Annotated in this window: 31 protein-coding genes; 9 read left to right on the top strand and 22 right to left on the bottom strand. The window is 52.0% G+C overall.

Annotated features, from left to right (window positions below):
• Window positions 1–6: 6 nt before the first annotated feature.
• The 6 genes from FCN51_RS21980 to FCN51_RS21955 all read right to left on the bottom strand — a co-directional run bounded on the left by FCN51_RS21980 (window position 7) and on the right by FCN51_RS21955 (window position 3,797).
• On the bottom strand, window positions 7–366 hold the full coding sequence (locus FCN51_RS21980; protein WP_160256867.1) for a phage tail protein: 360 nt from the start codon (window positions 364–366) through the stop codon (window positions 7–9).
• Entirely contained in the window at window positions 363–1,013 is a 651-nt protein-coding gene (locus FCN51_RS21975; RefSeq protein ID WP_160256866.1) for a phage baseplate assembly protein V, read from the bottom strand. Before FCN51_RS21975 ends, FCN51_RS21980 begins: the two co-directional genes overlap by 4 nt.
• Window positions 1,006–2,202, bottom strand: coding sequence for a hypothetical protein (locus FCN51_RS21970; RefSeq protein ID WP_160256865.1), 1,197 nt, complete (start codon window positions 2,200–2,202; stop codon window positions 1,006–1,008). The genes FCN51_RS21975 and FCN51_RS21970 overlap by 8 nt, the downstream gene beginning before the upstream one ends.
• Window positions 2,199–2,408: a hypothetical protein gene (locus FCN51_RS21965; RefSeq protein WP_019089485.1), complete on the bottom strand. Its 210-nt coding sequence runs from the start codon at window positions 2,406–2,408 to the stop codon at window positions 2,199–2,201. Before FCN51_RS21965 ends, FCN51_RS21970 begins: the two co-directional genes overlap by 4 nt.
• A complete protein-coding gene (locus FCN51_RS21960; protein ID WP_160256864.1) occupies window positions 2,409–3,332 on the bottom strand; it encodes a hypothetical protein in 924 nt (307 codons plus the stop codon).
• Window positions 3,333–3,428: 96 nt separating this feature from the next.
• Window positions 3,429–3,797 (bottom strand): hypothetical protein, encoded by a 369-nt coding sequence (locus FCN51_RS21955; protein WP_310255615.1) that lies wholly within the window; start codon window positions 3,795–3,797, stop codon window positions 3,429–3,431.
• A 374-nt stretch (window positions 3,798–4,171) separates the two neighbouring features.
• Here FCN51_RS21955 and FCN51_RS21950 point away from each other — a divergent pair, with 374 nt between their 5' ends.
• Window positions 4,172–4,375 carry a hypothetical protein gene (locus FCN51_RS21950; RefSeq protein ID WP_160256863.1) on the top strand — a complete coding sequence of 68 codons (204 nt, stop codon included), beginning with the start codon at window positions 4,172–4,174 and terminating at the stop codon, window positions 4,373–4,375.
• A gap of 371 nt (window positions 4,376–4,746) precedes the next feature.
• On the opposite strand, the gene FCN51_RS21945 is transcribed toward FCN51_RS21950, so the two are convergent.
• The 3 genes from FCN51_RS21945 to FCN51_RS21935 all read right to left on the bottom strand — a co-directional run bounded on the left by FCN51_RS21945 (window position 4,747) and on the right by FCN51_RS21935 (window position 6,106).
• The gene (locus FCN51_RS21945; RefSeq protein ID WP_160256862.1) at window positions 4,747–5,616 is read right to left on the bottom strand and encodes a BRO family protein; all 870 of its coding nucleotides are present in this window, start codon (window positions 5,614–5,616) and stop codon (window positions 4,747–4,749) included.
• A gap of 12 nt (window positions 5,617–5,628) precedes the next feature.
• Window positions 5,629–5,757 carry a hypothetical protein gene (locus tag FCN51_RS21940; protein ID WP_310255612.1) on the bottom strand — a complete coding sequence of 43 codons (129 nt, stop codon included), beginning with the start codon at window positions 5,755–5,757 and terminating at the stop codon, window positions 5,629–5,631.
• Window positions 5,758–5,929: 172 nt separating this feature from the next.
• A complete protein-coding gene (locus FCN51_RS21935) occupies window positions 5,930–6,106 on the bottom strand; it encodes an Arc family DNA-binding protein (RefSeq protein WP_160256861.1) in 177 nt (58 codons plus the stop codon).
• 88 nt (window positions 6,107–6,194) lie between these two features.
• On the opposite strand from FCN51_RS21935, the gene FCN51_RS21930 reads away from it, so the two are divergent.
• The 5 genes from FCN51_RS21930 to FCN51_RS27130 all read left to right on the top strand — a co-directional run bounded on the left by FCN51_RS21930 (window position 6,195) and on the right by FCN51_RS27130 (window position 8,666).
• Window positions 6,195–6,491, top strand: a complete 297-nt coding sequence (locus tag FCN51_RS21930; RefSeq protein WP_310255610.1) for an Arc family DNA-binding protein — start codon at window positions 6,195–6,197, stop codon at window positions 6,489–6,491.
• Window positions 6,492–6,624: 133 nt separating this feature from the next.
• Window positions 6,625–7,251 (top strand): hypothetical protein, encoded by a 627-nt coding sequence (locus FCN51_RS21925; RefSeq protein WP_087635437.1) that lies wholly within the window; start codon window positions 6,625–6,627, stop codon window positions 7,249–7,251.
• A gap of 406 nt (window positions 7,252–7,657) precedes the next feature.
• Window positions 7,658–7,864, top strand: coding sequence for a hypothetical protein (locus FCN51_RS21920; RefSeq protein WP_087635438.1), 207 nt, complete (start codon window positions 7,658–7,660; stop codon window positions 7,862–7,864).
• The gene (locus FCN51_RS21915; RefSeq protein WP_160256859.1) at window positions 7,824–8,264 is read left to right on the top strand and encodes a hypothetical protein; all 441 of its coding nucleotides are present in this window, start codon (window positions 7,824–7,826) and stop codon (window positions 8,262–8,264) included. Before FCN51_RS21920 ends, FCN51_RS21915 begins: the two co-directional genes overlap by 41 nt.
• Window positions 8,265–8,321: 57 nt before the next feature.
• Complete coding sequence (locus FCN51_RS27130) at window positions 8,322–8,666, top strand: DUF3761 domain-containing protein (RefSeq protein WP_160256858.1); 345 nt, start codon at window positions 8,322–8,324, stop codon at window positions 8,664–8,666.
• Here FCN51_RS27130 and FCN51_RS21910 read toward each other — a convergent pair.
• A complete protein-coding gene (locus FCN51_RS21910) occupies window positions 8,657–9,796 on the bottom strand; it encodes a hypothetical protein (protein ID WP_160256857.1) in 1,140 nt (379 codons plus the stop codon). The genes FCN51_RS27130 and FCN51_RS21910 overlap by 10 nt on opposite strands.
• A gap of 59 nt (window positions 9,797–9,855) precedes the next feature.
• Window positions 9,856–12,201, bottom strand: a complete 2,346-nt coding sequence (locus FCN51_RS21905; RefSeq protein ID WP_160256856.1) for a hypothetical protein — start codon at window positions 12,199–12,201, stop codon at window positions 9,856–9,858.
• Window positions 12,202–12,665: 464 nt separating this feature from the next.
• On the opposite strand from FCN51_RS21905, the gene FCN51_RS21900 reads away from it, so the two are divergent.
• The 3 genes from FCN51_RS21900 to FCN51_RS21890 all read left to right on the top strand — a co-directional run bounded on the left by FCN51_RS21900 (window position 12,666) and on the right by FCN51_RS21890 (window position 13,967).
• Window positions 12,666–13,166, top strand: a complete 501-nt coding sequence (locus FCN51_RS21900) for an ImmA/IrrE family metallo-endopeptidase (protein ID WP_160256855.1) — start codon at window positions 12,666–12,668, stop codon at window positions 13,164–13,166.
• Window positions 13,167–13,168: 2 nt separating this feature from the next.
• Complete coding sequence (locus FCN51_RS21895; RefSeq protein WP_160256854.1) at window positions 13,169–13,528, top strand: hypothetical protein; 360 nt, start codon at window positions 13,169–13,171, stop codon at window positions 13,526–13,528.
• A gap of 124 nt (window positions 13,529–13,652) precedes the next feature.
• Window positions 13,653–13,967, top strand: a complete 315-nt coding sequence (locus FCN51_RS21890) for a hypothetical protein (RefSeq protein ID WP_160256853.1) — start codon at window positions 13,653–13,655, stop codon at window positions 13,965–13,967.
• Window positions 13,968–14,188: 221 nt separating this feature from the next.
• Here FCN51_RS21890 and FCN51_RS21885 read toward each other — a convergent pair whose 3' ends face one another.
• The 11 genes from FCN51_RS21885 to FCN51_RS21835 are packed head-to-tail and all read right to left on the bottom strand — an operon-like array spanning window position 14,189 to window position 19,802.
• The gene (locus tag FCN51_RS21885; protein WP_160256852.1) at window positions 14,189–14,695 is read right to left on the bottom strand and encodes a hypothetical protein; all 507 of its coding nucleotides are present in this window, start codon (window positions 14,693–14,695) and stop codon (window positions 14,189–14,191) included.
• The gene (locus FCN51_RS21880) at window positions 14,679–14,840 is read right to left on the bottom strand and encodes a hypothetical protein (RefSeq protein ID WP_019089495.1); all 162 of its coding nucleotides are present in this window, start codon (window positions 14,838–14,840) and stop codon (window positions 14,679–14,681) included. The genes FCN51_RS21885 and FCN51_RS21880 overlap by 17 nt, the downstream gene beginning before the upstream one ends.
• Before the next feature lie 23 nt (window positions 14,841–14,863).
• Window positions 14,864–15,187 carry a hypothetical protein gene (locus FCN51_RS21875; protein ID WP_019089496.1) on the bottom strand — a complete coding sequence of 108 codons (324 nt, stop codon included), beginning with the start codon at window positions 15,185–15,187 and terminating at the stop codon, window positions 14,864–14,866.
• Entirely contained in the window at window positions 15,184–15,615 is a 432-nt protein-coding gene (locus FCN51_RS21870; RefSeq protein WP_050819942.1) for a hypothetical protein, read from the bottom strand. Before FCN51_RS21870 ends, FCN51_RS21875 begins: the two co-directional genes overlap by 4 nt.
• 3 nt (window positions 15,616–15,618) lie before the next feature.
• Window positions 15,619–17,103 (bottom strand): phage tail protein, encoded by a 1,485-nt coding sequence (locus tag FCN51_RS21865; protein WP_160256851.1) that lies wholly within the window; start codon window positions 17,101–17,103, stop codon window positions 15,619–15,621.
• Window positions 17,103–17,309 (bottom strand): hypothetical protein, encoded by a 207-nt coding sequence (locus tag FCN51_RS21860; protein WP_160256850.1) that lies wholly within the window; start codon window positions 17,307–17,309, stop codon window positions 17,103–17,105. Before FCN51_RS21860 ends, FCN51_RS21865 begins: the two co-directional genes overlap by 1 nt.
• A 14-nt stretch (window positions 17,310–17,323) precedes the next feature.
• Complete coding sequence (locus FCN51_RS21855) at window positions 17,324–18,370, bottom strand: hypothetical protein (RefSeq protein WP_160256849.1); 1,047 nt, start codon at window positions 18,368–18,370, stop codon at window positions 17,324–17,326.
• Window positions 18,370–19,056: a hypothetical protein gene (locus FCN51_RS21850; protein WP_019089331.1), complete on the bottom strand. Its 687-nt coding sequence runs from the start codon at window positions 19,054–19,056 to the stop codon at window positions 18,370–18,372. The genes FCN51_RS21855 and FCN51_RS21850 overlap by 1 nt, the downstream gene beginning before the upstream one ends.
• A complete protein-coding gene (locus FCN51_RS21845; protein WP_019089332.1) occupies window positions 19,056–19,244 on the bottom strand; it encodes a hypothetical protein in 189 nt (62 codons plus the stop codon). Before FCN51_RS21845 ends, FCN51_RS21850 begins: the two co-directional genes overlap by 1 nt.
• On the bottom strand, window positions 19,244–19,453 hold the full coding sequence (locus FCN51_RS21840; protein WP_019089333.1) for a hypothetical protein: 210 nt from the start codon (window positions 19,451–19,453) through the stop codon (window positions 19,244–19,246). Before FCN51_RS21840 ends, FCN51_RS21845 begins: the two co-directional genes overlap by 1 nt.
• On the bottom strand, window positions 19,413–19,802 hold the full coding sequence (locus FCN51_RS21835) for a hypothetical protein (protein WP_019089334.1): 390 nt from the start codon (window positions 19,800–19,802) through the stop codon (window positions 19,413–19,415). Before FCN51_RS21835 ends, FCN51_RS21840 begins: the two co-directional genes overlap by 41 nt.
• Window positions 19,803–19,808 lie beyond the last annotated feature (6 nt).

The raw sequence follows: 19,808 nt of genomic DNA, 5'->3' as shown, positions 1-19,808 counted from the left end.
GTTCCGTCAGGTCAGCGTCAGGGCCTGCACGCTGTTTGTTTGAGCATCAGTATAAGAAATTAGGCAGGAGAAGCCGCTATTTCCGTTATCGGTTAGCGTCACAGCCACGGGCTGCGTTTGATCAATTCCGGCCTCTAAAGCGCATTGGGAGCGGATAAGCGCGTAAAGCTCTGCTTCCGTGATGATCTGGCCGATCTTCTGGGGCAATCCGGCACCATAGTCAGGCTGCCAGATATACCCAGTTTGTGGTGTCATAAGCCGCCTGAGCAAGCGTTGCCGTACACCATCATGATTGCTGGCAATCCGAAGCGCTCCAGACGCATCAACCTGCAGATCACCACCCCATTCGTGGGAAAGGCAGCTCATCCAACGGGCGCTCCCGTATCCTCACCCTTATTGCCGTTGCTGTGAACATGACCGATGAGGCTGATGCTTCCCGCCTTCACATCCTTGTCGGTGGTGATATTCCCGCCAGTGACCTCAAAGCCAGAAGCCGAAAGCGTGGCTGTAACGCCTCCCGCTTTCCACTGGTGCTGGCCATCCTTTATGGTGGCTGTTGTATCGCCTCCCACACCCGAATAAAGCGTATCCCGCGTAACGTGCATCCATGGGGCAGCTTGTGCAACCTCACCTCTTTCGCGGCTTTTTTCGTCCACAGGAGGCGCACCACATCCAGCCATCAGCAGATATTCCCCCGGCTGGGCCACCTTTCCTGTTGCTGGCGATACTGGAGGCGGCATCACGGTGCAAAACACAGGCGCGGCCACAACAGAATGTTCAGGGTCGCCGCAAACCGGCAGCAAATGCACCTGTGTGCCTACATTCGGCGGGCAGGAAATGCACAGGTCTCCAACCTGCACAGCGGCGAATGGCAACCAGCCCGTTTCAACCCCGCCTGGCATCACCTTGACCTTTACGTCATGCGTGACCGGGTCAACCGCTGAAATCAGACCGTTTTCTTGCTGCCCATAAGTGCCACCAGCGGCGAACGCCATTGGTCTGCTATCAATCATATTCCTGCGTCTCGTCCTGAGTCACATCGCGGTTGCGCAATGTGACATTCTGCCGAAAGCCAGTGCCCTCGCCGTAAGATGTCGTCACAGCATCAACGGCATGCGTTCCATCCCATGTGGAATTTGTACCCGCCAGAGACATGAAATGACGCGGTTCTAGGCTGATCATTCCCGGCGCTTCGTAAGAAATTACACGCTCATGCGCGACAATCTCATGGTAAAGCTGTTCGGCCTTGGCTTGCACCTCATCCATACGCAAGCCCGGAAACTGGAAACTATGCAGGTTCCCGACTTCTGAAGCCTTGCGCGCAGAGCCACCATCGGGGCCGAAATACCATTCCACCTTAGTGCGCTGACGACTGTCCCAAGACAGCACATGCACCATCACACCTTTGGCAATCTGATAATCGCGTCTGAGCGTAAGGCTTTCACAATCCGCCCGTATTGCTGCGCCCACTCCGCTGTCCACATACGCCATCTTATGAACAACAGCGCCATCAGACGAAGGCGAAAGCATGGGCCGACACACAAGCGTTGTGCCGTCCACATACAGATCAGCCTGTGAACTGTTGGCGATATACCGCGCCAGATCAAAGGCACTGCGGAAGCGGTTGCCACTTACACCAGAATGGCGCTTATGTTCCGTCTGACGGAATTGTCCCTGCATGCCGCCCGTAATCGACACGTTCGCAGCCAGCCCTGCCCGCGCAGCCATATCCTTGAGAATTTCTGGCCCGGTCATGTTCATCCAAGCGGCCAGAACACGCATGTCTAAAATCCGGGCCAGATAATCCCGACATTCAATGTCCAGCGTGGCCAAGGTCGGTTCATAGGAAACCGTTGTTACCAGACCCTGAAATATTGTTGTCCACTGCGCACCACCCAAGGCGGCATCCTGCATTTGCAGTGTGATGTCGATTTCCGGCCCCGGTTTGCCGCTGGCTGCGTCTGCCTGGTCAAACCATCCTGCGCTACTGCCGGTTCTGGCTGAAGCCAGAAGTTGGCGATCTACGGCAAACGTCAGCGTCAAGGTATCTGCACGGGAATACCGCGTTCTCATCAGAGAGAACTGCTTTACCTGCGTTTCCTGCCTGATTTTTCCGTCAATCAGAATCCGGCAACGTGGCGCACGACACCAATTAGCGGCGCTGGAGCCAACAACGGTAACGGCCTGTGTAATGTCGCTCATGATGTATAATCAGGAATGCCCGCATTCTGGGTCTGATCAGGTGTAGGCAGCGTGAGCGTTACAGGCATGGTGAAAGGTGAAAGATCAGGATCCGTCAGCCCGTTCAGTTGCGCAATCCGCCACCATTGTGTGGCATCACCCAATTCACGGCAGGCCACATGGTATAAAGTTCCATCTGCCGCACTTACTTTAACAGTGTTCGCCATCTATGCTGCTGCCGATACAAGTTGCCAACTCTCGCTGCTGTCTCCAGCAGTCAAAGTGTTGGCATAGCCGCGGTTAACCAAAGCTCCGCTATCAACAGCGGCACTTTGCAAACCTGCATTGGCCGTAAGTGCCGAAAGGCTAGAGCCATTCTGGATAGAAATTCCCGAAATATTTGCGCCAGCTTGCGAAATGGTAGTCATTAAACTGGCACCAGTAGATTTCAACCCCGTCACAATTGAAGCCACATTATCGGGCGCAGAGGCGAGATTGATACCTGCGCCGGATAACCCCTGCACCATGGTCAACTTATCGCTCACAGATGCCAAGGCGCTACCCGCACCAACCATATTTGCCAAAGGGAAAACCTGCCCGATTACAGCCTGCCCCTGCGCAGAAATATTGGAAAGCGCCTGCGCACCATCGCTGAGAGCACTCGTAACATCAGAAAGGGCACTGGCCGCATCATCCCCAATCAGCGATGAGAGCGCCGATGTTGATGTGCTGGCAGAAGTAACAGAAGTAGACTGGCGTTCTAGCTGAATACGATATGGAATGATCGCGCCCTTAAGCGAATAGTCAAAGGCGTATTCAGCAATAATAACCGTTTCATTGATGCCCGGCCCCGTGAATGAAACCGGCTGCCCTGCATCGCGCATCTGGGACAGAAGTTGCGCACGCGCCAATGCATTCGGGCCAGTAAACCGCGCATTCCATGAAAACCGCGCTGGATCGTTTCCTAAGCGGTCAACAATCTTGGTGCCGCCGGGCAGCCAATGCACTTCCAGCCGCTGCTGGCCACCATTGGTCAGAACATCAGGAATTTCCATGCCATACAAAGGCACGCTGCCCAGAGTAACAGGCGCAGTTGTCCCGTAACGTCCAATAGAGCCAATGACGTTTTCAATACTGAGCAGGCTGACCATGGCGCTAACAAAAAAGGCCGCTCCTTACGGGGCAGCCTGACACAGAAGTTCTCAATTATAGAAAAATATGCCACGAAAAGGTACCGGGTACAAGCCCTATTGCACGACGCCCTGATTTGAGAACACAGGCCATTTCTGCAACGGCTGCGCGGAAGTGCGCGGCACAAAGGGCCTATGCTTCACGTTGATGTCAGGATCTTCCGCCATCTGCTGCAATTCTGGATCAGAGCGCAGATCCAGAGGCAATGATTTAGCCGTGAAAACAGAATGCGTGGCAAGGTTTTCAACGCGCCCACATACACCTGCCGCCATATCGAAACTAAACTGTCCGCGAGCATTGGGTACACTCATCACCCGACGCATGCAGTGTGCATCCGTTTCTCCCCAATCACGCCCGTATGGGGTGCCGGGATGGGAGCAGGCTGAGAGGGCAAGAATGGGAAGGATAAGCAATAGAGAGCGCATAACGAGAAAATCGTACAATCTACGAAGGAATGCAAGGACGATTAGTAAGTAATTAGTGGCATCACTAATCCGCGCAACATTATATTGCAGGCACAAGTGAGACATTTTGTCTCAAAAAATGGGACACGTAGTATGATACTTTTGGAAATGAACCGAAAAAATTTTTACGATTCAGTCTAGGTACTTAATTAAAGTACTGTTATTTATGCCGTTAGACAAAAGAAAGGGGACAGCCCGGCAAGGCCATCCCCCTTTTATTCCGCTACCAATTGGAACCGTCGCGGAAATGTTGCTACACCAATAGCGCGGGCTTAATGCCAACGCAAGTAACATGCGTCAAGGGCGGTTCTCTTAATCCAAAAAGAGAAAACACGATGAGTGTAATCCCTAATTACAACCCTCGGCAGCCATCTAAAACGCTGACTGAAGCAGAAGCAACCATAATTATTAAGCGGATTGCTTCGGGTGAGTTTCTAAACCGCATTGCCGCCGACTTTGATGTGAACCCGGGGCGCATCTCAGAAATAAAAACTGGTAAGCGTTTCGGGTACTTACCTCGTCCATTCCGTCGCAAATAAGCGACAAGGGTGATATCGGAAACGGTATCACCCTTTATTATTATCTTTTATTCATCCAGCAAAACAAATCATTATAAAAGACAGCCCAAAGGCCGCCTCCCCTCACGCCAAAGCTTTCCGCTCCACACCAGCCCGTTCTTCTTCCTCAAGATCGTGCCAGAGTTGCATCAGTGCTTTCCCAGCAGTCCGTAGATACTGCTTCTTTGCATCGGTTGCCCTGTCAGAATAGAACGCAGCCGTTCCCAGATGCATTGCATCAATGATCTGCTGCTGAGTTAAGTGTCCCGTATTCCGCCGCTAAAAAGCAGCAGCCGCTTTATCAAATACACCAGCGTTGCCACCCTCGAAAGGGTGGCTGGCCTTTATGGCACTTACGCTGGTGTTTTCGTAAAAGGCTTGCGGGTTGCCTTCCGTGATTGGCTGCGTTTAACGATTTCCGTTTTCATCGCCTCAGACCGTGTATGGGCTTCGTATGGTCCAAGGATGGAGCGAAGTTCAGCCAGCCCTTCTTGGGTAATCATTGGCTGCCCTACGCCTTCAACGTATCCGGTGCGCTTAACCTCTACGTTTTTTGCCTCCATCAGCCCCGCCTTTACCTTATCGGCATATGCGCACTTACGCCCCGTGACATTGTGCGTATAAATCCAACGCATTTGGCAAAGCTGCTGGATAAACTTCCTTTCCGGCCAACCACACTGTTGCGCGGCAGAGCGCAGGTTATGCACGCCATCCAAAGAAGCCAGCTTCTTGTATGCGTCAATCTGCGGAGCGGCTTCATCAAGCTCGGCCCTCTGCCGCGCCACTGTATCCTGCAAGACTTGCATGGCCCGAAGCGCCAACTGTTCTGGCGTTTCTTCTGGAGCCGCAAGCATATAACCGCCCGTTTTACGGATAGCGGGAAGAATTTCACCGACGACCTTTTCTTCAAAGGCAATGGCAGTTGGCTTTTGTGAGTTCATCACAAGCCGATAAAGGTCGCGCTCAGGAATTAGTTTCAGACCGCGTGGGGATTTTGCTTCAATTCCTAAACCCGTCAATTCAACGGGTTTAAGGTTTTCTGCGGCTTTGCAGTGCTTGCGTATAGCCTGATTAGTATCTGAATATCCAAGTGCTTCGGCTACTTCCATACCAACAAACCATGCTTCACCAGCACGATTTACGGCCTGTACATCAACCCCCTCAAATGAGAAGGCAACAATGTTGTTTGAGTTTTGCAGAGTGTTTGTGTTATTTCTAGGCATATCAGTGGTTTCCTATTCACTGTCAGAGGCATCAGAGCGGTTTCCTAGGCCGTGCTCTGGTGCTTCTTTTATTTTGGGGTCTTGCATACCCCGGCGCTTGAACTCGTCTCGTGCGTCTTTCCACGCATCAACGCCGCTCATAAATCCGTCCCAAGCGGAGCCGAAGGCGTCCCATGCCGCTTGCTGCCCTTTGTCCTGCTTAATCGTCTCATAGAGATCGCAAACCGTAGAAACATTTATAGGCTCATCTGCCTGCAGAGACCTTATGAAGGATGAAACTAGAAGCTCCATGATTTGGAGCCCGGACGTATCATTACTTTCTGTCTGAATTGCTCTCTTCCTTTTCTTTTTCCATTTCCTGCCGAAGCAAGAAGACGATGTGCCCGTTAAGGCTGCGCTCTTGTCGACTTGCCATTTCCTTAACGTGCGCATGCACTTCGGGGGGCAGGCGTATTTTCATTTGCGTCCCGGTTCTCAATTTTTCCTCCATCCAACCATAATGGTTGCACACTCATAAGGCATGACACCATTTTGGTTGTCAACTGGAAATTGCAGCCAATTTGGTTTATAGATGCGTCATGAGCGATGAACGAAGAGTACCGATCACCCTGCGTATGCCACGTGCCCTCCTTGATAATCTCAAGGCACAGGCTGATTTACGCTCACACTCCATGAATGCGGAAATCGTTCAGAGACTTGAAGAGAGTGTATATCTCTCGCTCTCCGCTCACGCCTTAGAGGAGGGTGAGGAATTGACTGATAATGAGCGCTCCTTGGTCCGCATGTGGCGCGCCATGAACGAGGGTGAGCGGCTGGCCCTTCGCGCCGTAGCCGAGCGGCTGGCCGACAAGGCAGACCCGGGCGGAGCGGCGTGACGCGGGCAAAGGCTATTCGCCGCCTGATTGCGAAGGGACTTTCTGCTACTAAAGGCCAGCAGTAAAAAGCCAACCAAAAGCGCATGACTAGCCAGACTCGGCCCTCAGTTGCCAAAATCCGGCAGGAGGAACCATGCGATTCACTACCCTAAGCCTGCTCAGCCTGCTGTTGCCGAACACCGCCATAGCGGGAACATCCACGGAGCGGGATGCCGTCGAAATATGCGCGTCATATGACCCGACAAGCCCGGAAGATTTTCAAAAAGAGTTTTCGTTTGGGGATATTTTGATCCCGGCAGGAACTGTGTTCGACGGTGCGTGGCATATGTTCAATGGTCTGAAAGACCCCGGTGACATGCAGCACATCGTAAACGATTCCGAAAATCATGGCGGTAAAATATGGCAGTCCATCAGTGACGCAGAAGAGAAAAGGCGCGAGGCGTATCTACGGACAGATCACGAAACAGGGCACCCACATCAAGCATTTATCACCGATGGCCAGATCAAGCTCAGCAAGCGCCACCCTTGTGGCAAGACAGCCGCCCACGTCATAGTATCCTCACAATGGGATTGGCATACCCGCACGATCAGCGCATCTCCAGACCTGTATTATCAGGCATATGGCGTGGTTTCCGACGATAAGATCGACACCTCATTCGATGCCGAACCTATGCCGTTCCAATGGAACGCGCAGGCAGGAACCATAAATGCTGCGGTGATCAGGCCACTGAATATGGTTTATGAACTTCCGCCGGATTGATCTCTCATTTGGGGAGCAAAATTGGCAGATCAGCATCTCAAGACCACCCCAGAAAGCACGCTCTAATATTCCCAACCGTAGTAGGTGAAGCCCCTACCTACCATCTGGGCAACTGCTCGTAGTGGCATGCGCAGCCCCTCCGCAGTTTGCAGTATCCGCACCACCTCCGCCCGGCGCTTTGTAGCAGTATCCAAGTTGGACAGAGGGGATGAGGCTGAATTCGGACGCGTCTTATTCCCCAAATATGGGGAATCTATAACATGGGGATTTCCCATGTTTTGAACTTCTGAGGTGGCGCGGTTTTCGGGGTCACCCAGTTTCTCACATTCTGCATTTTTTCTACTCAAGCCTCGTGGGCCATGATAAGACTTTGATAATTCATTCTAACCAAGGAGAGGGAAAGATTATGCACAACCTGTTTTCAGCATGCGCGCGTGTTTTATCCTCTTTTGGTGATATGATGGCGTTTGCTGCTCCGGCTAAGAAATACCCCACGGTCAGCGCAGAAGAAATCAACGCCGCAGCATGGGGAGCTACCGGCCATGCCATGCGCCAAGCTATGAGAACTGTTGATGAGCAACTCACCTCAGAACAACGTCAACACCTCGTCTAACGCGCCGCATAGGCCCGCGAATTATATCCCCCCGCATCAATCATCGCATCAGCCGCCGCAAATAGCGCTTGGCTTCCAGATACCGGCTCCACGCCCTGCATTGCCAAACGCAGAAGAGTTAGCTGCATTCGGAAAGATAGACGCATCTTTCCCTGAACGCCTGCTGGCCATGACTGAGCAGAATGCTGAAACTGAACGCACGGCCAAACTGCAAGCGCAGAAACTTCAGTGGCGCGAATCTATCATCAGCCGCCTTCTGGGTTTTACATTCTCTGTCGGGGCATTACTGACCATTCTGCTACTTGCATGGTGGGGCGCATATTCTGTTGCGATAGCAGTAGCGGCGGCTATTGGCATCACCACATCCGCCATTGTCTGGCGGGAACGCTCCAAGAAATAACTCCTGACTCCCCAACCCCTCCCCGTACAGGCAAACTCTGCGGGAAGGGAGATTCGAATGAGTGTTCGTGCAGTTCGCTTACTCTTGTGTGTCTTGCTGCCTGCGCTGGCGCCCACATCAGCGCACGCATTCCGCCCATCTGCACGCTATAGTCCGCCCTCAACGCAGCAATACCAATTCCTAGACGAAAGCCAGCTCCAAGAGCACCGGCACTACAAGAATATAGACGGCAACGTGATCCACTCCCCCGCTCACACACGCAGCGGCCAAGCGCCATCAGGAGCTACAGCAAAGTGCGGCGATGGCACGTTCAGCTTTAGCCAGAACCATCGGGGCACTTGTTCACGGCATGGGGGGTGTGGATCAGTGGTTGTGATAAGGCTTGAGCGATCCTATTCTTGAATAGACATCCCCGCTTTTTCTGCCGCTAAACGCATAGCGCTTGTTATATCTAATTTTGGGTTTGCGTGACACTGAGCAAGGAACCCTATTAAAAGGCGGGGATAATCATTTCCAATTGTGTCAGCATCTATATGCGCAGAAAACATCAATGTCCCTAAAAACACATTATTATGGCTTGTGTCGGCGGGCGATAAATTTTTGTGCATATCTATGAATTTGATAAAGCTTTCGCATGAATCCGAAGATGAAATGTCCGATGCAATCAAATTGTGTGCGTTAAAGTTAATCGGTGGTCGCCGCTTTTCGTCCGGCAAAATATAAGAAAAATCTCCAGACCTAATGCATCCACGAACCAAATCTGTGCCATTGTCGCTTTGCAAACAAGCTTCAGCACTATTTACATCGTTTTTATTCTCAATGGTAGTTATGCCAATACGCCTCCCATCAATGGAATCCTGAGATAGCATATAAGTGCTTTTAGGTTGATATCGCCATGATGAGGGCAAATGGTAGCGGTTGACCACAAATTTTCTTGCCGCTTCTTCTTGCTTTTTATTTAAACGCTCCAAAGCATTATCAGATAGCCCTGTAGGGATGGCGTCAGCTAGTTCGTTGACATATTCATCATACACCATGAGAGGCCACGGCGCGATTTCCGTGGCAGGGAAAACATCAAACCCGCTCCCTACCCGCTCTCCTTCTGGCCGCAGATCAAAATAAGCATCCGCAAGATTTTTATATTCTGTAGGCGCTCTATCCCCCCATGGATTATTTAAGAAAATCCTTACTTTCCCAGTAACGGCACCATTTTTTGCTGCTAAACGCGCAAGGTAAGCCGCTGTAGCTGCCCAGTCCTCCATGCGCCCACCATCTTCAATCATAACCGAAATTTGGGCGTCAGGAACGCTGGGATTCGTATAGTTACGTACTGCTTCAATAATCGTAAATGGCAAAACATTACCTGAAAAAACAAGCGGTCTCCCCTCTGTTTGCGGAGCCACTTGCTCGTTTTGGGGGCGTCCAAGCGAACTGGCGTGTTCATTTTTGTATTGATTATAAAAATAGAGACTGCCGACTGTAGTAATTGCAACTGCGGCAATTACCGTCCTCCACATAGATTTATCGTCCATATTACGCTCTTTTTTTTGCGTTCAAAGGACACTAATACCAAACCCTTGGAGAACAATCATCACCAGCCCGGAACACCCGGCACCCGTGGCGTTGAAAGTGGATCTGGCATAGCATTACTTGCCCGCATTTCGCGGTCATAATCCTTCCTAACCACACTTTGCACATGCCCGGCGATCTGCTTGCCATCTAGGTAAACAGATACATGCGTGTCACCTTCCTGAACCGTTGTTGGCTGGGTTCGCATCTGCACAGGGGGCGTCCATGCGCCAGTTGGGGTTACGTTTACTTTGCGGGCAATCCCATCGCTTTGAAGAAAGCCCTCATTAATCGCGTATGTAGCTGCACCTAAAAGCCCCCCGCCCAAAGCGCCGAAAGCTGCCGCTGGCACTGCCGGAACGCCCCCAAAAGGTAGCGCTACTGTTGCCCCTGTCGCAGCACCTGCGGCCGCACCGCTAACTCCAGCCTCGATAAAGCGCCGCAACCACCCCGGCAAACTGTCCATGGCCTTCCCAATAAGGCCGCCCACACTCGTTACGACTTGCAGCAACATATAAACATCATTGGCAAACATACGGATATCGTCAGGATGTTTCTCAGCGAAGTCTGCCATGCCGTTAAAGGTTTGGGTCAGCAGATTGATGGACTTCACAAACGGCCCCTGAGTAATGCGGCCTATCGTAAACTCTAGCCGTTCGAAGGAAGTATCCATCGCCAACTGGGCGGCTTTCGGGCCTTTTGCTAGGGCATCAAGCGTTTTGGCTACATCTGTGCGCCTTGCCGCGGCAGACTGCCGAGCAATGTTACCCTCTGCGCCGGTTGTCTCATTAACCACATCTTGAACATTGTTACGCTGGAAATATCCTATCATTTCAGGGTGCGCCCTCAGCAGGGGTGAGATATGCTTCGTAATCCATCCAATCGGATCTTCAGCAAGCGTTTGCTGATCGACAAACTGACCGTTACGGCCAATTAATCCGAACTTCTTTTGGCTAAAATACGCGAAATCCTTCTTCGTCATGCGGGTATGGTTGCCGAGGAATAAATCGTCAAACGACTTAATAGCGGTTGCCGCGCGGTTCGGATTGACATCGATGAAATGGGAAAAATTCAACAGCCCCTCATCAGACATACGCATGCCTTCTGCGCCCGCTGATTTGGCAAATGCCAAAAACTTGTGACCATTCATGAACTGCTTGTTAGCAATATACATTGCCAACGCTGTATTCGTGCTTTTTTCTGCGCGATCGAACGAAAACTGGCCCGTCTTCTTATCGTAAAACCTATTGGAAAGATCCTGCGCCCGGATAAAGTCTATGCTTTCCTTCATGGCGGCTTCTGGGCTCTTGCCCATAAGAAGAAAAGATTTATCAACCCGGTTTAGGAGGCTGGCAATGTGTGGCGACTCTCCCACTTCGCCCCCAGACAATTGGTACGATTCCTGTGCAATCCGGGCAGCATCATTAGGCGCAAGAAACGGGTTATCCTTCATGGATTGCTGCGCGATTGCCTGAATGGCCCCCATATTCTGCGCGGCCACAGGGTCGCCACTCATCCCCCGGAATGTCTGGTCATACCCGGCGGCCTGATCAAACCCACTGGCGGCAAAGTGCGCCACACCATGAGCGCCCTCATAAGCTGCTAGAGGGCCCACCCAATGCGGCAGACGTGCTGCGGCTGCTATGGTTGCGCCATGCTCGGCCATGTTTGCGGCAGGTGAGCCAGAAGGCGCGTTAGAGATCGGCTTCCACGGCCCGTAGGTCTGGTTCCCGCCCATCCACTTGCCATCCATACGCAAGTTTCCCGGATACGGGATAAGGGCAGTCCCCGGGACAGGCTCACTCTGCGTCCAGTTTGGCCGATAATCAGCAGGATTTTCAACGCGACGAAAGTTAGGGGTATTCCCCATACTATCGCCCTGCCCCGGCAGCGGAATAAGCGCAGTTCCGGTCTGTGGAGGTGGTAATAGCGGAACCGGAGCGCCCGGCACATTCATAGCCGCAGCAGAATACGGAGAAACGTAAGAGCCACCGGCATCTGTAATAGGAGTGGCTGATGGTGGAACGGGAGATGTCGCACGCGCGCGACCAGTCGGCACAGGAGATACGAAGGGCGCAAAGCCTCCCGCACCCTCGCCAGATTGCGGAGCAACAGGCGCACGAAACTTAGTAGAAGCTGCCGCAATCGTGCGCGCTGCCCGTGCTGCACGCTCCATATCAGAGGCCATGCCAGCGGTCAGTCGTCGTGCGCCTCCCAGAGACGACACCATGTTGTTGAAGCCCATCTGCACGTCTTTCTGGGCAGTCGCCAGACGCTCCAGAGCGCGGATCATTTCGCCAACAGGGCCAACAACCTGTGTGGCATCAGCGACTAGCGAGACGCCGATTTTATAGGCTTCAACAGTCATAATTCTTTCCTACTGGAGAGCGCCCAGAGTCTCATGCTTGAGGAGGCGGTACAAGGGTTGTGAGGTCGCGTGGTCAGGGGAATGATGTGGGCAAATTCGTCCGCTGCAGCCGATAACAGAATAGCGGCGCGCGACAAGCGTTACGCTCGGATCCCTCTCCGGTCGACGATTATGCTACACCAGCATTGATTCCATGCAGCCGCATGCACATATATATTTTATCCACAGTAGCGCAAAATTCTGTTAAGTTATCCGCAATATCCACGTTATGCACATTTGAAATGTGGCGACTTCGTGACAATTCACATGCGCTGGTAGAGTTTCCACAGAAAACTGCGTTATCCACACCCTAAAAACGGAGATTTAATGAAGGAACTGGCTAAATTTTCACGTCAATTTTGATAAGGATTACACCTTATTGGAATTCGGTTGTTCATCGTCTCAAATTTGAAAGGAGCTATGTCGTGGTACAGCATCAAACTCCTGACTTCAATAAAGCTCAATCTGAGGCGGAGAAACTAATAAACCAATTTGAGTTTACTTCCGCTCCCATAGATCCAGAACAAATTGCTGAGGGTCTCGGTGTAGATGTTTTATATGCTCATTTTAAACCCGAAGTATCAAAAAAACTTTCCGGTTTAATAGATATTAATAATAATAGAATTATTATTAATAAGGATATACATCCAAACCGTATGATTTTTACCATTGCCCATGAATTGGGGCATTACATTATGCATAAAGATTATGCGGCTTCTAATGAGTACAAAACCCTTCCCCGTCACGACAATTATGCTGAAAACGCGAAACCCGCTGTTGAACGTGAAGCTGATGCTTTTGCCGCAAATCTTCTTATGCCCGCAAAGTTAGTTAGAAAATATAAAGACTTTGCCACTGTAAGCGAACTCGCAAAAATGTTTTGCGTATCAGAACAAGCTATGCGCTACCGACTTAATAGGGTCTAAAAGTGCCTGATAGTCCGCCTCCGGATCTTGCCACCGCTCTAGGCGGACTAGACGACAATATAACTGAGCGCGAAAGAAAAAAAGATCGCAGAATAAAGAGTGGCGAACATGAAGCTGTAGAAATAAATGGGAGAAAAGCCTTCTTCAGGCTAAGGTCAAGATGGTCCCTATTTATTATTATTTGGATTTCTTGCCTGACAACTTTTAATTGTTTGTTAACTATGTTTGTTGGGTTCGGATCATTTAACTTTAAAGACTATCAGTGGTTTGTAACCAGTGTAACAATGGAAACATTCTTACAAATAGTTGGCATGGGTTATGTAGCTGTAAAGTTTTTATTTTCCACATCTCAAGACTCGTAAAGACGGTTCGTAAGCCGCTTTTCCGCCATACTCCTCTCACTAAAACAGAAACCCAACCCCTCATTTGTACGGTTTGGCGGACTCTGGAAGGTACTGCCACCTTGCTCCAATAGGGAGGAAGAATATGGCAGTTTATATGATTACCTACGACATTAAAGTCGTAGATAACTTTGAATATCCTAAGCTCTACGAGGCAATCAAAGGGATCAGCGGAGAATGGTGCCATCCGCAAGAATCCGTATGGTTTGTAGATACCATTATTTTTTCAAGCCGCGATATCATGGCTAAATTGCAGCCATGCCTAACCCTTCGGGAGCATGGTGGCGACAGTATTATTGTTATTAGATGTACATCCGATAGCTCTGGATATAGCTATAAAGAAGCCAATGATTGGATCAATAGCCCATATAGAACGTGGGAGACCCCGGCTTACTTATGAACTAACCTTTATCTTTAAGTAGATTAACATACTCCTCTGCTTCTTCCTTTGTACGGAATGAGGCAGAGCGTCCACTTGTGTTGCTGTAACTCGCATTTTCCGCACCCGAGCAATACGTAACGGATATAATCCTTTCCAACACATAGAATGTAACTTGCTCCGAAATTTCAAAGCGGCGTTCTATTTTTTCTTCGGACATCTTCAACTCGCGTTAAGCCGACTCATTCATCCCCTTCCCGCTGGTTAGGCAGAGGTAGCCCACACATCGCACGAACAGCAAGCGCACCAATACGACGCACGATCTTGTGCTCATTCCTAAAGGCCGCCACAGAAAGCTCTGGGCGTGGCGGCTGATAGTTTTTCTGCTCCATGCGGCCAAGTTCAAACACTACGGCCTTGATGTCGTCAGAACCAATAGAAGCATGCACCACAGGACCGGCCTCGGATATACGTACGCCATAGCTCTCGCGCATATCGCCGGTTCGTAACCCCGGATCATCCGGCGTAAATCCCAACCTGATACGCTCGTCTATAGTGCTGTCTGCCAGTGGAGCAGTTGGCAAACCGGGTTCAGGCCCATCCAAGTAATGTCCGATCTGCTCTTTCGTGTCGCGTTCAATAAGGGTGGCGCCTTCTTCCACGCCACGATGAACGGCCACATCAACCGCAAGCCCCCTTGCCGCCAGATGGCTTATGAACCCCTCAATGGTCTTAAACTGCCGCGCCATCTGGCACCTCAATGAACATCATGGCATCCCAATCGAACGTTTCTCCACGCATCTCGCGTAGAGCTACGCAGGCGGCCAACCTGCGCTTATCGCTCCATTTCCCGCAAACTTCCCACGGCACCCCATTCTGAACGAGAAACAGCATTTCCCTAAAAATGGGGTGCTCGCTCAGTTTTTTACTGCGGCCTTTTCATCGGCTGAACTGGCATCTTTCTTGCCGTAAAAAATCGGCATAAGCGCAGCTACGCCATCATTGCCGATATCGTTGGCCAGTTCCTTCACTTCGTCTTTCGTGATCGGCATCTGCACAGGCACACCATCAATAGCCGTCACAGAGCAGACCATCTGCGCATACCCCAGCCACGCACCGGCAGACTGTGAACTCATGGCAGAGCCTGCAGCCTCAATCAGATCCAGCATACTGCCCGGATCAATTTCTTTCAGGGAAAGAGTTTTACCTGCTGCCGTTTTAACTTCTGCTGGAATGCTCATGAAATTTTAGTCCGAATTGGAGAGAAGAAGCTGAGGGTCTGGTAAACAATCCCCTCTTTTTGCCATGTGCCGCCCGCTGAAAGCGAAAGCCCTACCTGGCTGAACTGCCATTTGGACGTGCTGCCGTCTGGCTCGCTGATATACTGGTAAATGGTGCCGGAATTGATCGTACCAGCAGACCAGAATCCTTCTTCAATGGCCGCAATCAAATCATCAACAGCGCGATTAGCACGGGCAATCGTAAAGCTTCCGCGCCAACCATTCGGTGTTGCAAATTCAATCGGCGTGCTGTTGAGCGGATCTGCACGCTGTGTTGTAGTTTCCTGATTGGCGGTAAAACCGGTCACGTCCCGCAGATCAATGCGGGTGCCTGCCCAAAGGAGGGTAAGCCGACAGTTCCGGCCAATGCTGTATGGGTTGGTAGCCATTTCTTAGCCCCCAGAAGCCACAGTGACAGTCACACCCTGACCGCCCTGCAAGTTGACGATGAAGTAGCGCAGGATGCCCATGTATTTGACCTTCACATCGGCCTGCACATAACCAAGGGCTGTACGACTATCCGGGTTGTTGCTGGTGTCGCACACGACCGAATACGGAGTGCTACCGTCCGTGCTGCCAAGAACACCTTCCGTCAGCATATTGGCTAGGAAACCCAGCAGCGTAGCTTCAATGTTGGTGAACAGATCGGCATTAATCGTCTGGCCGATATAGGAACCCATCCCTGTGGCAAATGTCTCTGCCAGATAGTTCGTCAGGCGTGTGTAATTATCGCCATTTACTGCTGCGGATGTGGAGCAATTGATGCCACCACGCACAGCCCAATAGTTCCCGCCTGGTGCTGGATAACAGATCACATCAATCCCGGCGTCAAACAAGGCTGACAACTCTGCATCAGAATAGGAAAGCAGCGTGCCAGAACTTGTCAAACCTGCCTTCTGGCTACCGATGATCCCGTAAAGCTGCTTGTTCAGCGTTGACTGTTCGGGAGAAAGAGCTGCCAGCAGCCCTGCTGCAAATGCAGCGGGAGATACCAGCATATTGCCGTTGGTATCATCATCCCACCAGATCCAGTCACCATGCATCACCTTCATGGCGTAACTGTCGGCACCCGCTCCGGAAAGCGCAGAAGTGGCGGCAGAAACACTCGTGCCAGATGGTAAGGCTGCAATCATATACAGCCCCTCACCCAGCCCGAAATCAATCTGGGCAGAGAACGAGGTTGTATCGGACAACCCGCACAGCAACCCAATGGCGCAACCCTGATTACGCAGCGCATACATGCCCGTACGGGATGTGCCGTCTGTGCCGATGAAGGCTGTTGCTGAAGGAGCGCCGCCGTCTGCACCACCCGCCAGCGTGACATTGCCAGCAGCAAGGGTCGTGCCGCCTGTAACGACAACCAGAGACGATGCATCGGCATTGACTGCCGCAACAATATCGGCCCACGTCGTGCCCTGATACGTGCTCGTTCCCAGCACGCTATGCGTCACAGTCAATGTCCACATAGCTGTGTTAAGCGTGCCCTGAGACAGCGTGGCAGCAATCGCGTTCCCTGCTGTGCCGGTATAGACTGCCGTGATCGTAGCGCCTGAAATCGTGCCGGTGGCAGCCTTATCTGTCCCATCGGTCACACGCACACAACGGAAGTCAGAAGCACCCTGATACACGCAGATATTGACGTTTACGCCCATATCTGTCGCCAGCGCCTGCTTAGCACCAAACACGAGCAGATAATCAGGCATGCCGCCAACCACGACTGGCGTATTAACCGGCCCCCATGAGGATGTGCCAACAACACCAATGCGGCTGGATGAAACGCCATTCAGAAGCGTTACAGGCGCTTGGATCTGCACATACACATTCGGAACGGTAAGGGACGTGGTATTCAGCGCTCCCTGTTGGTAAATTTTCGCCATCACACGCCTCCAACGGGCACAGCAAAGCGCCGAATGTCTGCGCCGTGCTTCTTGATTTCATCGGGGTCTGAAATGGTCGCGCCTACCGCATAGCCATATCCGGGCTGCGTCACGCGATAGAGCGCGCCACCTTGTAGCTGCGCGGTAGGCGCAACGGCAGCTTTCGCACTCGCCTGAGCGGGTGCGCTTCCCTGTGTATCCGTCATATTGTCTCGCTGATTTAAGCCGGTTGTCCGGCAAGATTGGTGGCCGCGTCCTGTAGGACAACATCTCCAGCCTGATTAAGCATGAGGCCCGCGTAGGGCTGCTCAACCGCAAACACGAGGTTCCCGGCGGCATCTTTGTAGAACGTTACCATATCGTCAGTGCTGATTGCTCCGACATTACCTGGCACATCGCCAAACGTATGAAGCGCCACGCCAACATGGGTGACTGTATGGGCAAGCCCAACACCAAACATCATCTGCGCTGCTGTCTGGGTATTGAGTGTGTCGAACGTGATCTTAAAACGGAAGTCACGCCGATAAACGCCGCTGGTCTGCATGGCGTCTACATCGCTAGCCCCGGCAAACAGCATCAGGGCATTTTGCCCATCCAGTGTGGGTAACCATGACTGCGCAGAAAGCGCCGCGTCCAATGCGCTCCCTAAATTATCACGCGCATTCCCGCCATTTGTGAAAATGGAGACAGTGAAAAGCTGCTCCTGCCTGCGTGTTACGCGCGTGATCTGTCCATATCCTGCGGTAGCCGCTTCCACCAGAGCCGCATTCGGCACAATCACCGTGGCTCCGCTGGTGTAGGCTCCATCAATCAGGCCTGCCAGCGATTGCGCGATAAGCTCCGGGGTATCATCTGATTGCACCGCATATGCCACGCTTGTTTTGTCGGGTATCAGGCCGCTTCGATCTGGAATGACGCGCAACCCTACAACGCCACTGGGCGTAGACCCGTCTGCAATACTGACAGTGGCCTGATTGCCAGAGTCTGTGAGCGTAACGGTGCAAGGGCTGACCGCACCTTCGCGCCATGGCCACCCAAGAGGCTCGGCAATCTGGCGGTAAGCCGTTGAATAAGCCGTCACCCCCACATAATCGATGCCATTCTTGATACTGCATGCGCCTGTGTAATCAGCATTGTTCAGCCACCCACGCCGCACAATCGTACGCCTGCCAGTCAACGGCGAAACACCAACACCAATACCGTTGGGATACAGTATCTGCGCTATGGTGTAGGCCAGAGCCTTAGAAATGGTGCCAACATCAGCCATTAAATCTGGTTCACCGAAATCATGAGCCGGTTGCCATATTGCGAAGGCTCCACAGCATCAACCGTATATTCCGTGCCCATATCATCGGTAACCGTCATGTAAGGACGCGGCGTGAAACCGGGGACAACAGGTGCGAGCATCTCAAACTGACCGGAACGCAAATTACCGGGAAGCCCGCTGGAAACACGCTCACCCTTGTTTTTCAGGATAATGCTTACTGGCCAACCCGATGCCTCAACAGAGCCAGATCCATCAGTAGATTGGCCGTTATACCCATCCTGATAACCGGCAAGATTACAGGCATCGGCAGAGCCACTATCAAGAACACCTGATCCACTCTGGCCGGTGGCTGTGAAACTGACATTACGGTTTGTCAGAATGCACACAGCCGGACGGAATGGCTCAAACCGTGCCACGAAATACGTGCCCATCGGTGCAACAAGAATATCGCCCGCCTGCACATCGGTCGTATCAAACAACCCGAAAACCGTAGGCTTATCCCACAGCGGCGGCTTCCTGAATGAGAACGCTGCATCAGAGGCAAAATCAGCAAACAGCGTTGCATGCGCTGTGCCTATGGGATCACTCAGTCCTGTGGGCCGATATTGCGTAGTTAACGCACCAACACGCTGTGCTGTTTTGCCATACCCTTTAGCAACCTTGGCCTGTAGGCGTGCCTGATCCATTACTTGCGTTTCGTACGCTGCTGGTTCAGCGCTACAACATCACGATCAATAGAACGCGCCTGCGGTGTTTTCTTGAATTCCCGCATCGTCATTCCCGTCAGATCGGACATGAACCGGTCTTCTTTCTTATCCTGCATTGAGCGCAGATACGCATTCATACTGGTCGGACGTTTTGAGGCTTTTGCCATCACTTCTTCTTCCGAATAACCTTGTTGGCTGCCGCTTTGATCTTGGCTGCAGTAGAGGGCGAAAGGTTGCCCTTTTTCACTTCCTGCGTAGCTCTTGCTTTGGCGTTGGCCGCACGCGCTTTCGTATCAATCGGATAACGCCGAGAACCGGGCAAAGCGAATGCACTTTTAGGCAGCCGGTTGCGGCGTGCTGTTGTCAGCTTGGCCATTACCTGCCTCCTGCTTTGCGTGCTCAGCTTCCTGCCGTTCTTCATCCTCGGACGGATGAACATTCGCCGCTGCTAGAGCGACAGACAGCACACCCGATGGAGGCGCAGGAACGCCACAAGGAGCGCAGTATGCCGCTTCACCCTCCATCAACTCAGGCCGCCCGTTCCGTGGAGCCACATTCCCATGATGGTCCGCAATGAATCCAATTTCACAGGGCACGCCAGCCACGCGAATGGCACGGCCTTCGCTCCAAGGCGCAGGCTGCCCCGCTTCAACAGAGCGGATGTCCACCACAACGCCATTTTCTACCCGTGCCCATCTCTGGGGCGGAACTTTGTTGATTGTCATATTCCC

It is taken from the genome of Acetobacter pasteurianus (assembly GCF_009914215.2).
GTDB lineage: Bacteria > Pseudomonadota > Alphaproteobacteria > Acetobacterales > Acetobacteraceae > Acetobacter > Acetobacter pasteurianus.
Note: the sequence above shows the minus strand (reverse complement) of the source record. Positions and strands in the feature narration are given on the sequence as shown.

What these genes read in the sequence shown, in the direction of transcription:
- FCN51_RS21845 (WP_019089332.1), bottom strand. Translation starts at nt 19,244, where the DNA reads ATGGCAAAAGCCTCAAAACGTCCGACCAGTATGAATGCGTATCTGCGC.
- FCN51_RS21910 (WP_160256857.1), bottom strand. Translation starts at nt 9,796, where the DNA reads ATGGACGATAAATCTATGTGGAGGACGGTAATTGCCGCAGTTGCAATT.
- FCN51_RS21970 (WP_160256865.1), bottom strand. Translation starts at nt 2,202, where the DNA reads ATGAGCGACATTACACAGGCCGTTACCGTTGTTGGCTCCAGCGCCGCT.
- FCN51_RS21865 (WP_160256851.1), bottom strand. Translation starts at nt 17,103, where the DNA reads ATGGCGAAAATTTACCAACAGGGAGCGCTGAATACCACGTCCCTTACC.
- FCN51_RS21965 (WP_019089485.1), bottom strand. Translation starts at nt 2,408, where the DNA reads ATGGCGAACACTGTTAAAGTAAGTGCGGCAGATGGAACTTTATACCAT.
- FCN51_RS21950 (WP_160256863.1), top strand. Translation starts at nt 4,172, where the DNA reads ATGAGTGTAATCCCTAATTACAACCCTCGGCAGCCATCTAAAACGCTG.
- FCN51_RS21880 (WP_019089495.1), bottom strand. Translation starts at nt 14,840, where the DNA reads ATGCTGTTTCTCGTTCAGAATGGGGTGCCGTGGGAAGTTTGCGGGAAA.
- FCN51_RS21960 (WP_160256864.1), bottom strand. Translation starts at nt 3,332, where the DNA reads ATGGTCAGCCTGCTCAGTATTGAAAACGTCATTGGCTCTATTGGACGT.
- FCN51_RS21935 (WP_160256861.1), bottom strand. Translation starts at nt 6,106, where the DNA reads ATGGAGGAAAAATTGAGAACCGGGACGCAAATGAAAATACGCCTGCCC.
- FCN51_RS21890 (WP_160256853.1), top strand. Translation starts at nt 13,653, where the DNA reads ATGGCAGTTTATATGATTACCTACGACATTAAAGTCGTAGATAACTTT.
- FCN51_RS21885 (WP_160256852.1), bottom strand. Translation starts at nt 14,695, where the DNA reads ATGGCGCGGCAGTTTAAGACCATTGAGGGGTTCATAAGCCATCTGGCG.
- FCN51_RS21980 (WP_160256867.1), bottom strand. Translation starts at nt 366, where the DNA reads ATGAGCTGCCTTTCCCACGAATGGGGTGGTGATCTGCAGGTTGATGCG.
- FCN51_RS21945 (WP_160256862.1), bottom strand. Translation starts at nt 5,616, where the DNA reads ATGCCTAGAAATAACACAAACACTCTGCAAAACTCAAACAACATTGTT.
- FCN51_RS21860 (WP_160256850.1), bottom strand. Translation starts at nt 17,309, where the DNA reads ATGACGGATACACAGGGAAGCGCACCCGCTCAGGCGAGTGCGAAAGCT.
- FCN51_RS21940 (WP_310255612.1), bottom strand. Translation starts at nt 5,757, where the DNA reads ATGAGCGGCGTTGATGCGTGGAAAGACGCACGAGACGAGTTCAAGCGC.
- FCN51_RS21875 (WP_019089496.1), bottom strand. Translation starts at nt 15,187, where the DNA reads ATGAGCATTCCAGCAGAAGTTAAAACGGCAGCAGGTAAAACTCTTTCC.
- FCN51_RS21975 (WP_160256866.1), bottom strand. Translation starts at nt 1,013, where the DNA reads ATGATTGATAGCAGACCAATGGCGTTCGCCGCTGGTGGCACTTATGGG.
- FCN51_RS21915 (WP_160256859.1), top strand. Translation starts at nt 7,824, where the DNA reads ATGAGCAACTCACCTCAGAACAACGTCAACACCTCGTCTAACGCGCCG.
- FCN51_RS27130 (WP_160256858.1), top strand. Translation starts at nt 8,322, where the DNA reads ATGAGTGTTCGTGCAGTTCGCTTACTCTTGTGTGTCTTGCTGCCTGCG.
- FCN51_RS21840 (WP_019089333.1), bottom strand. Translation starts at nt 19,453, where the DNA reads ATGGCCAAGCTGACAACAGCACGCCGCAACCGGCTGCCTAAAAGTGCA.
- FCN51_RS21855 (WP_160256849.1), bottom strand. Translation starts at nt 18,370, where the DNA reads ATGGCTGATGTTGGCACCATTTCTAAGGCTCTGGCCTACACCATAGCG.
- FCN51_RS21920 (WP_087635438.1), top strand. Translation starts at nt 7,658, where the DNA reads ATGCACAACCTGTTTTCAGCATGCGCGCGTGTTTTATCCTCTTTTGGT.
- FCN51_RS21835 (WP_019089334.1), bottom strand. Translation starts at nt 19,802, where the DNA reads ATGACAATCAACAAAGTTCCGCCCCAGAGATGGGCACGGGTAGAAAAT.
- FCN51_RS21955 (WP_310255615.1), bottom strand. Translation starts at nt 3,797, where the DNA reads ATGCGCTCTCTATTGCTTATCCTTCCCATTCTTGCCCTCTCAGCCTGC.
- FCN51_RS21850 (WP_019089331.1), bottom strand. Translation starts at nt 19,056, where the DNA reads ATGGATCAGGCACGCCTACAGGCCAAGGTTGCTAAAGGGTATGGCAAA.
- FCN51_RS21870 (WP_050819942.1), bottom strand. Translation starts at nt 15,615, where the DNA reads ATGGCTACCAACCCATACAGCATTGGCCGGAACTGTCGGCTTACCCTC.
- FCN51_RS21925 (WP_087635437.1), top strand. Translation starts at nt 6,625, where the DNA reads ATGCGATTCACTACCCTAAGCCTGCTCAGCCTGCTGTTGCCGAACACC.
- FCN51_RS21930 (WP_310255610.1), top strand. Translation starts at nt 6,195, where the DNA reads ATGAGCGATGAACGAAGAGTACCGATCACCCTGCGTATGCCACGTGCC.
- FCN51_RS21905 (WP_160256856.1), bottom strand. Translation starts at nt 12,201, where the DNA reads ATGACTGTTGAAGCCTATAAAATCGGCGTCTCGCTAGTCGCTGATGCC.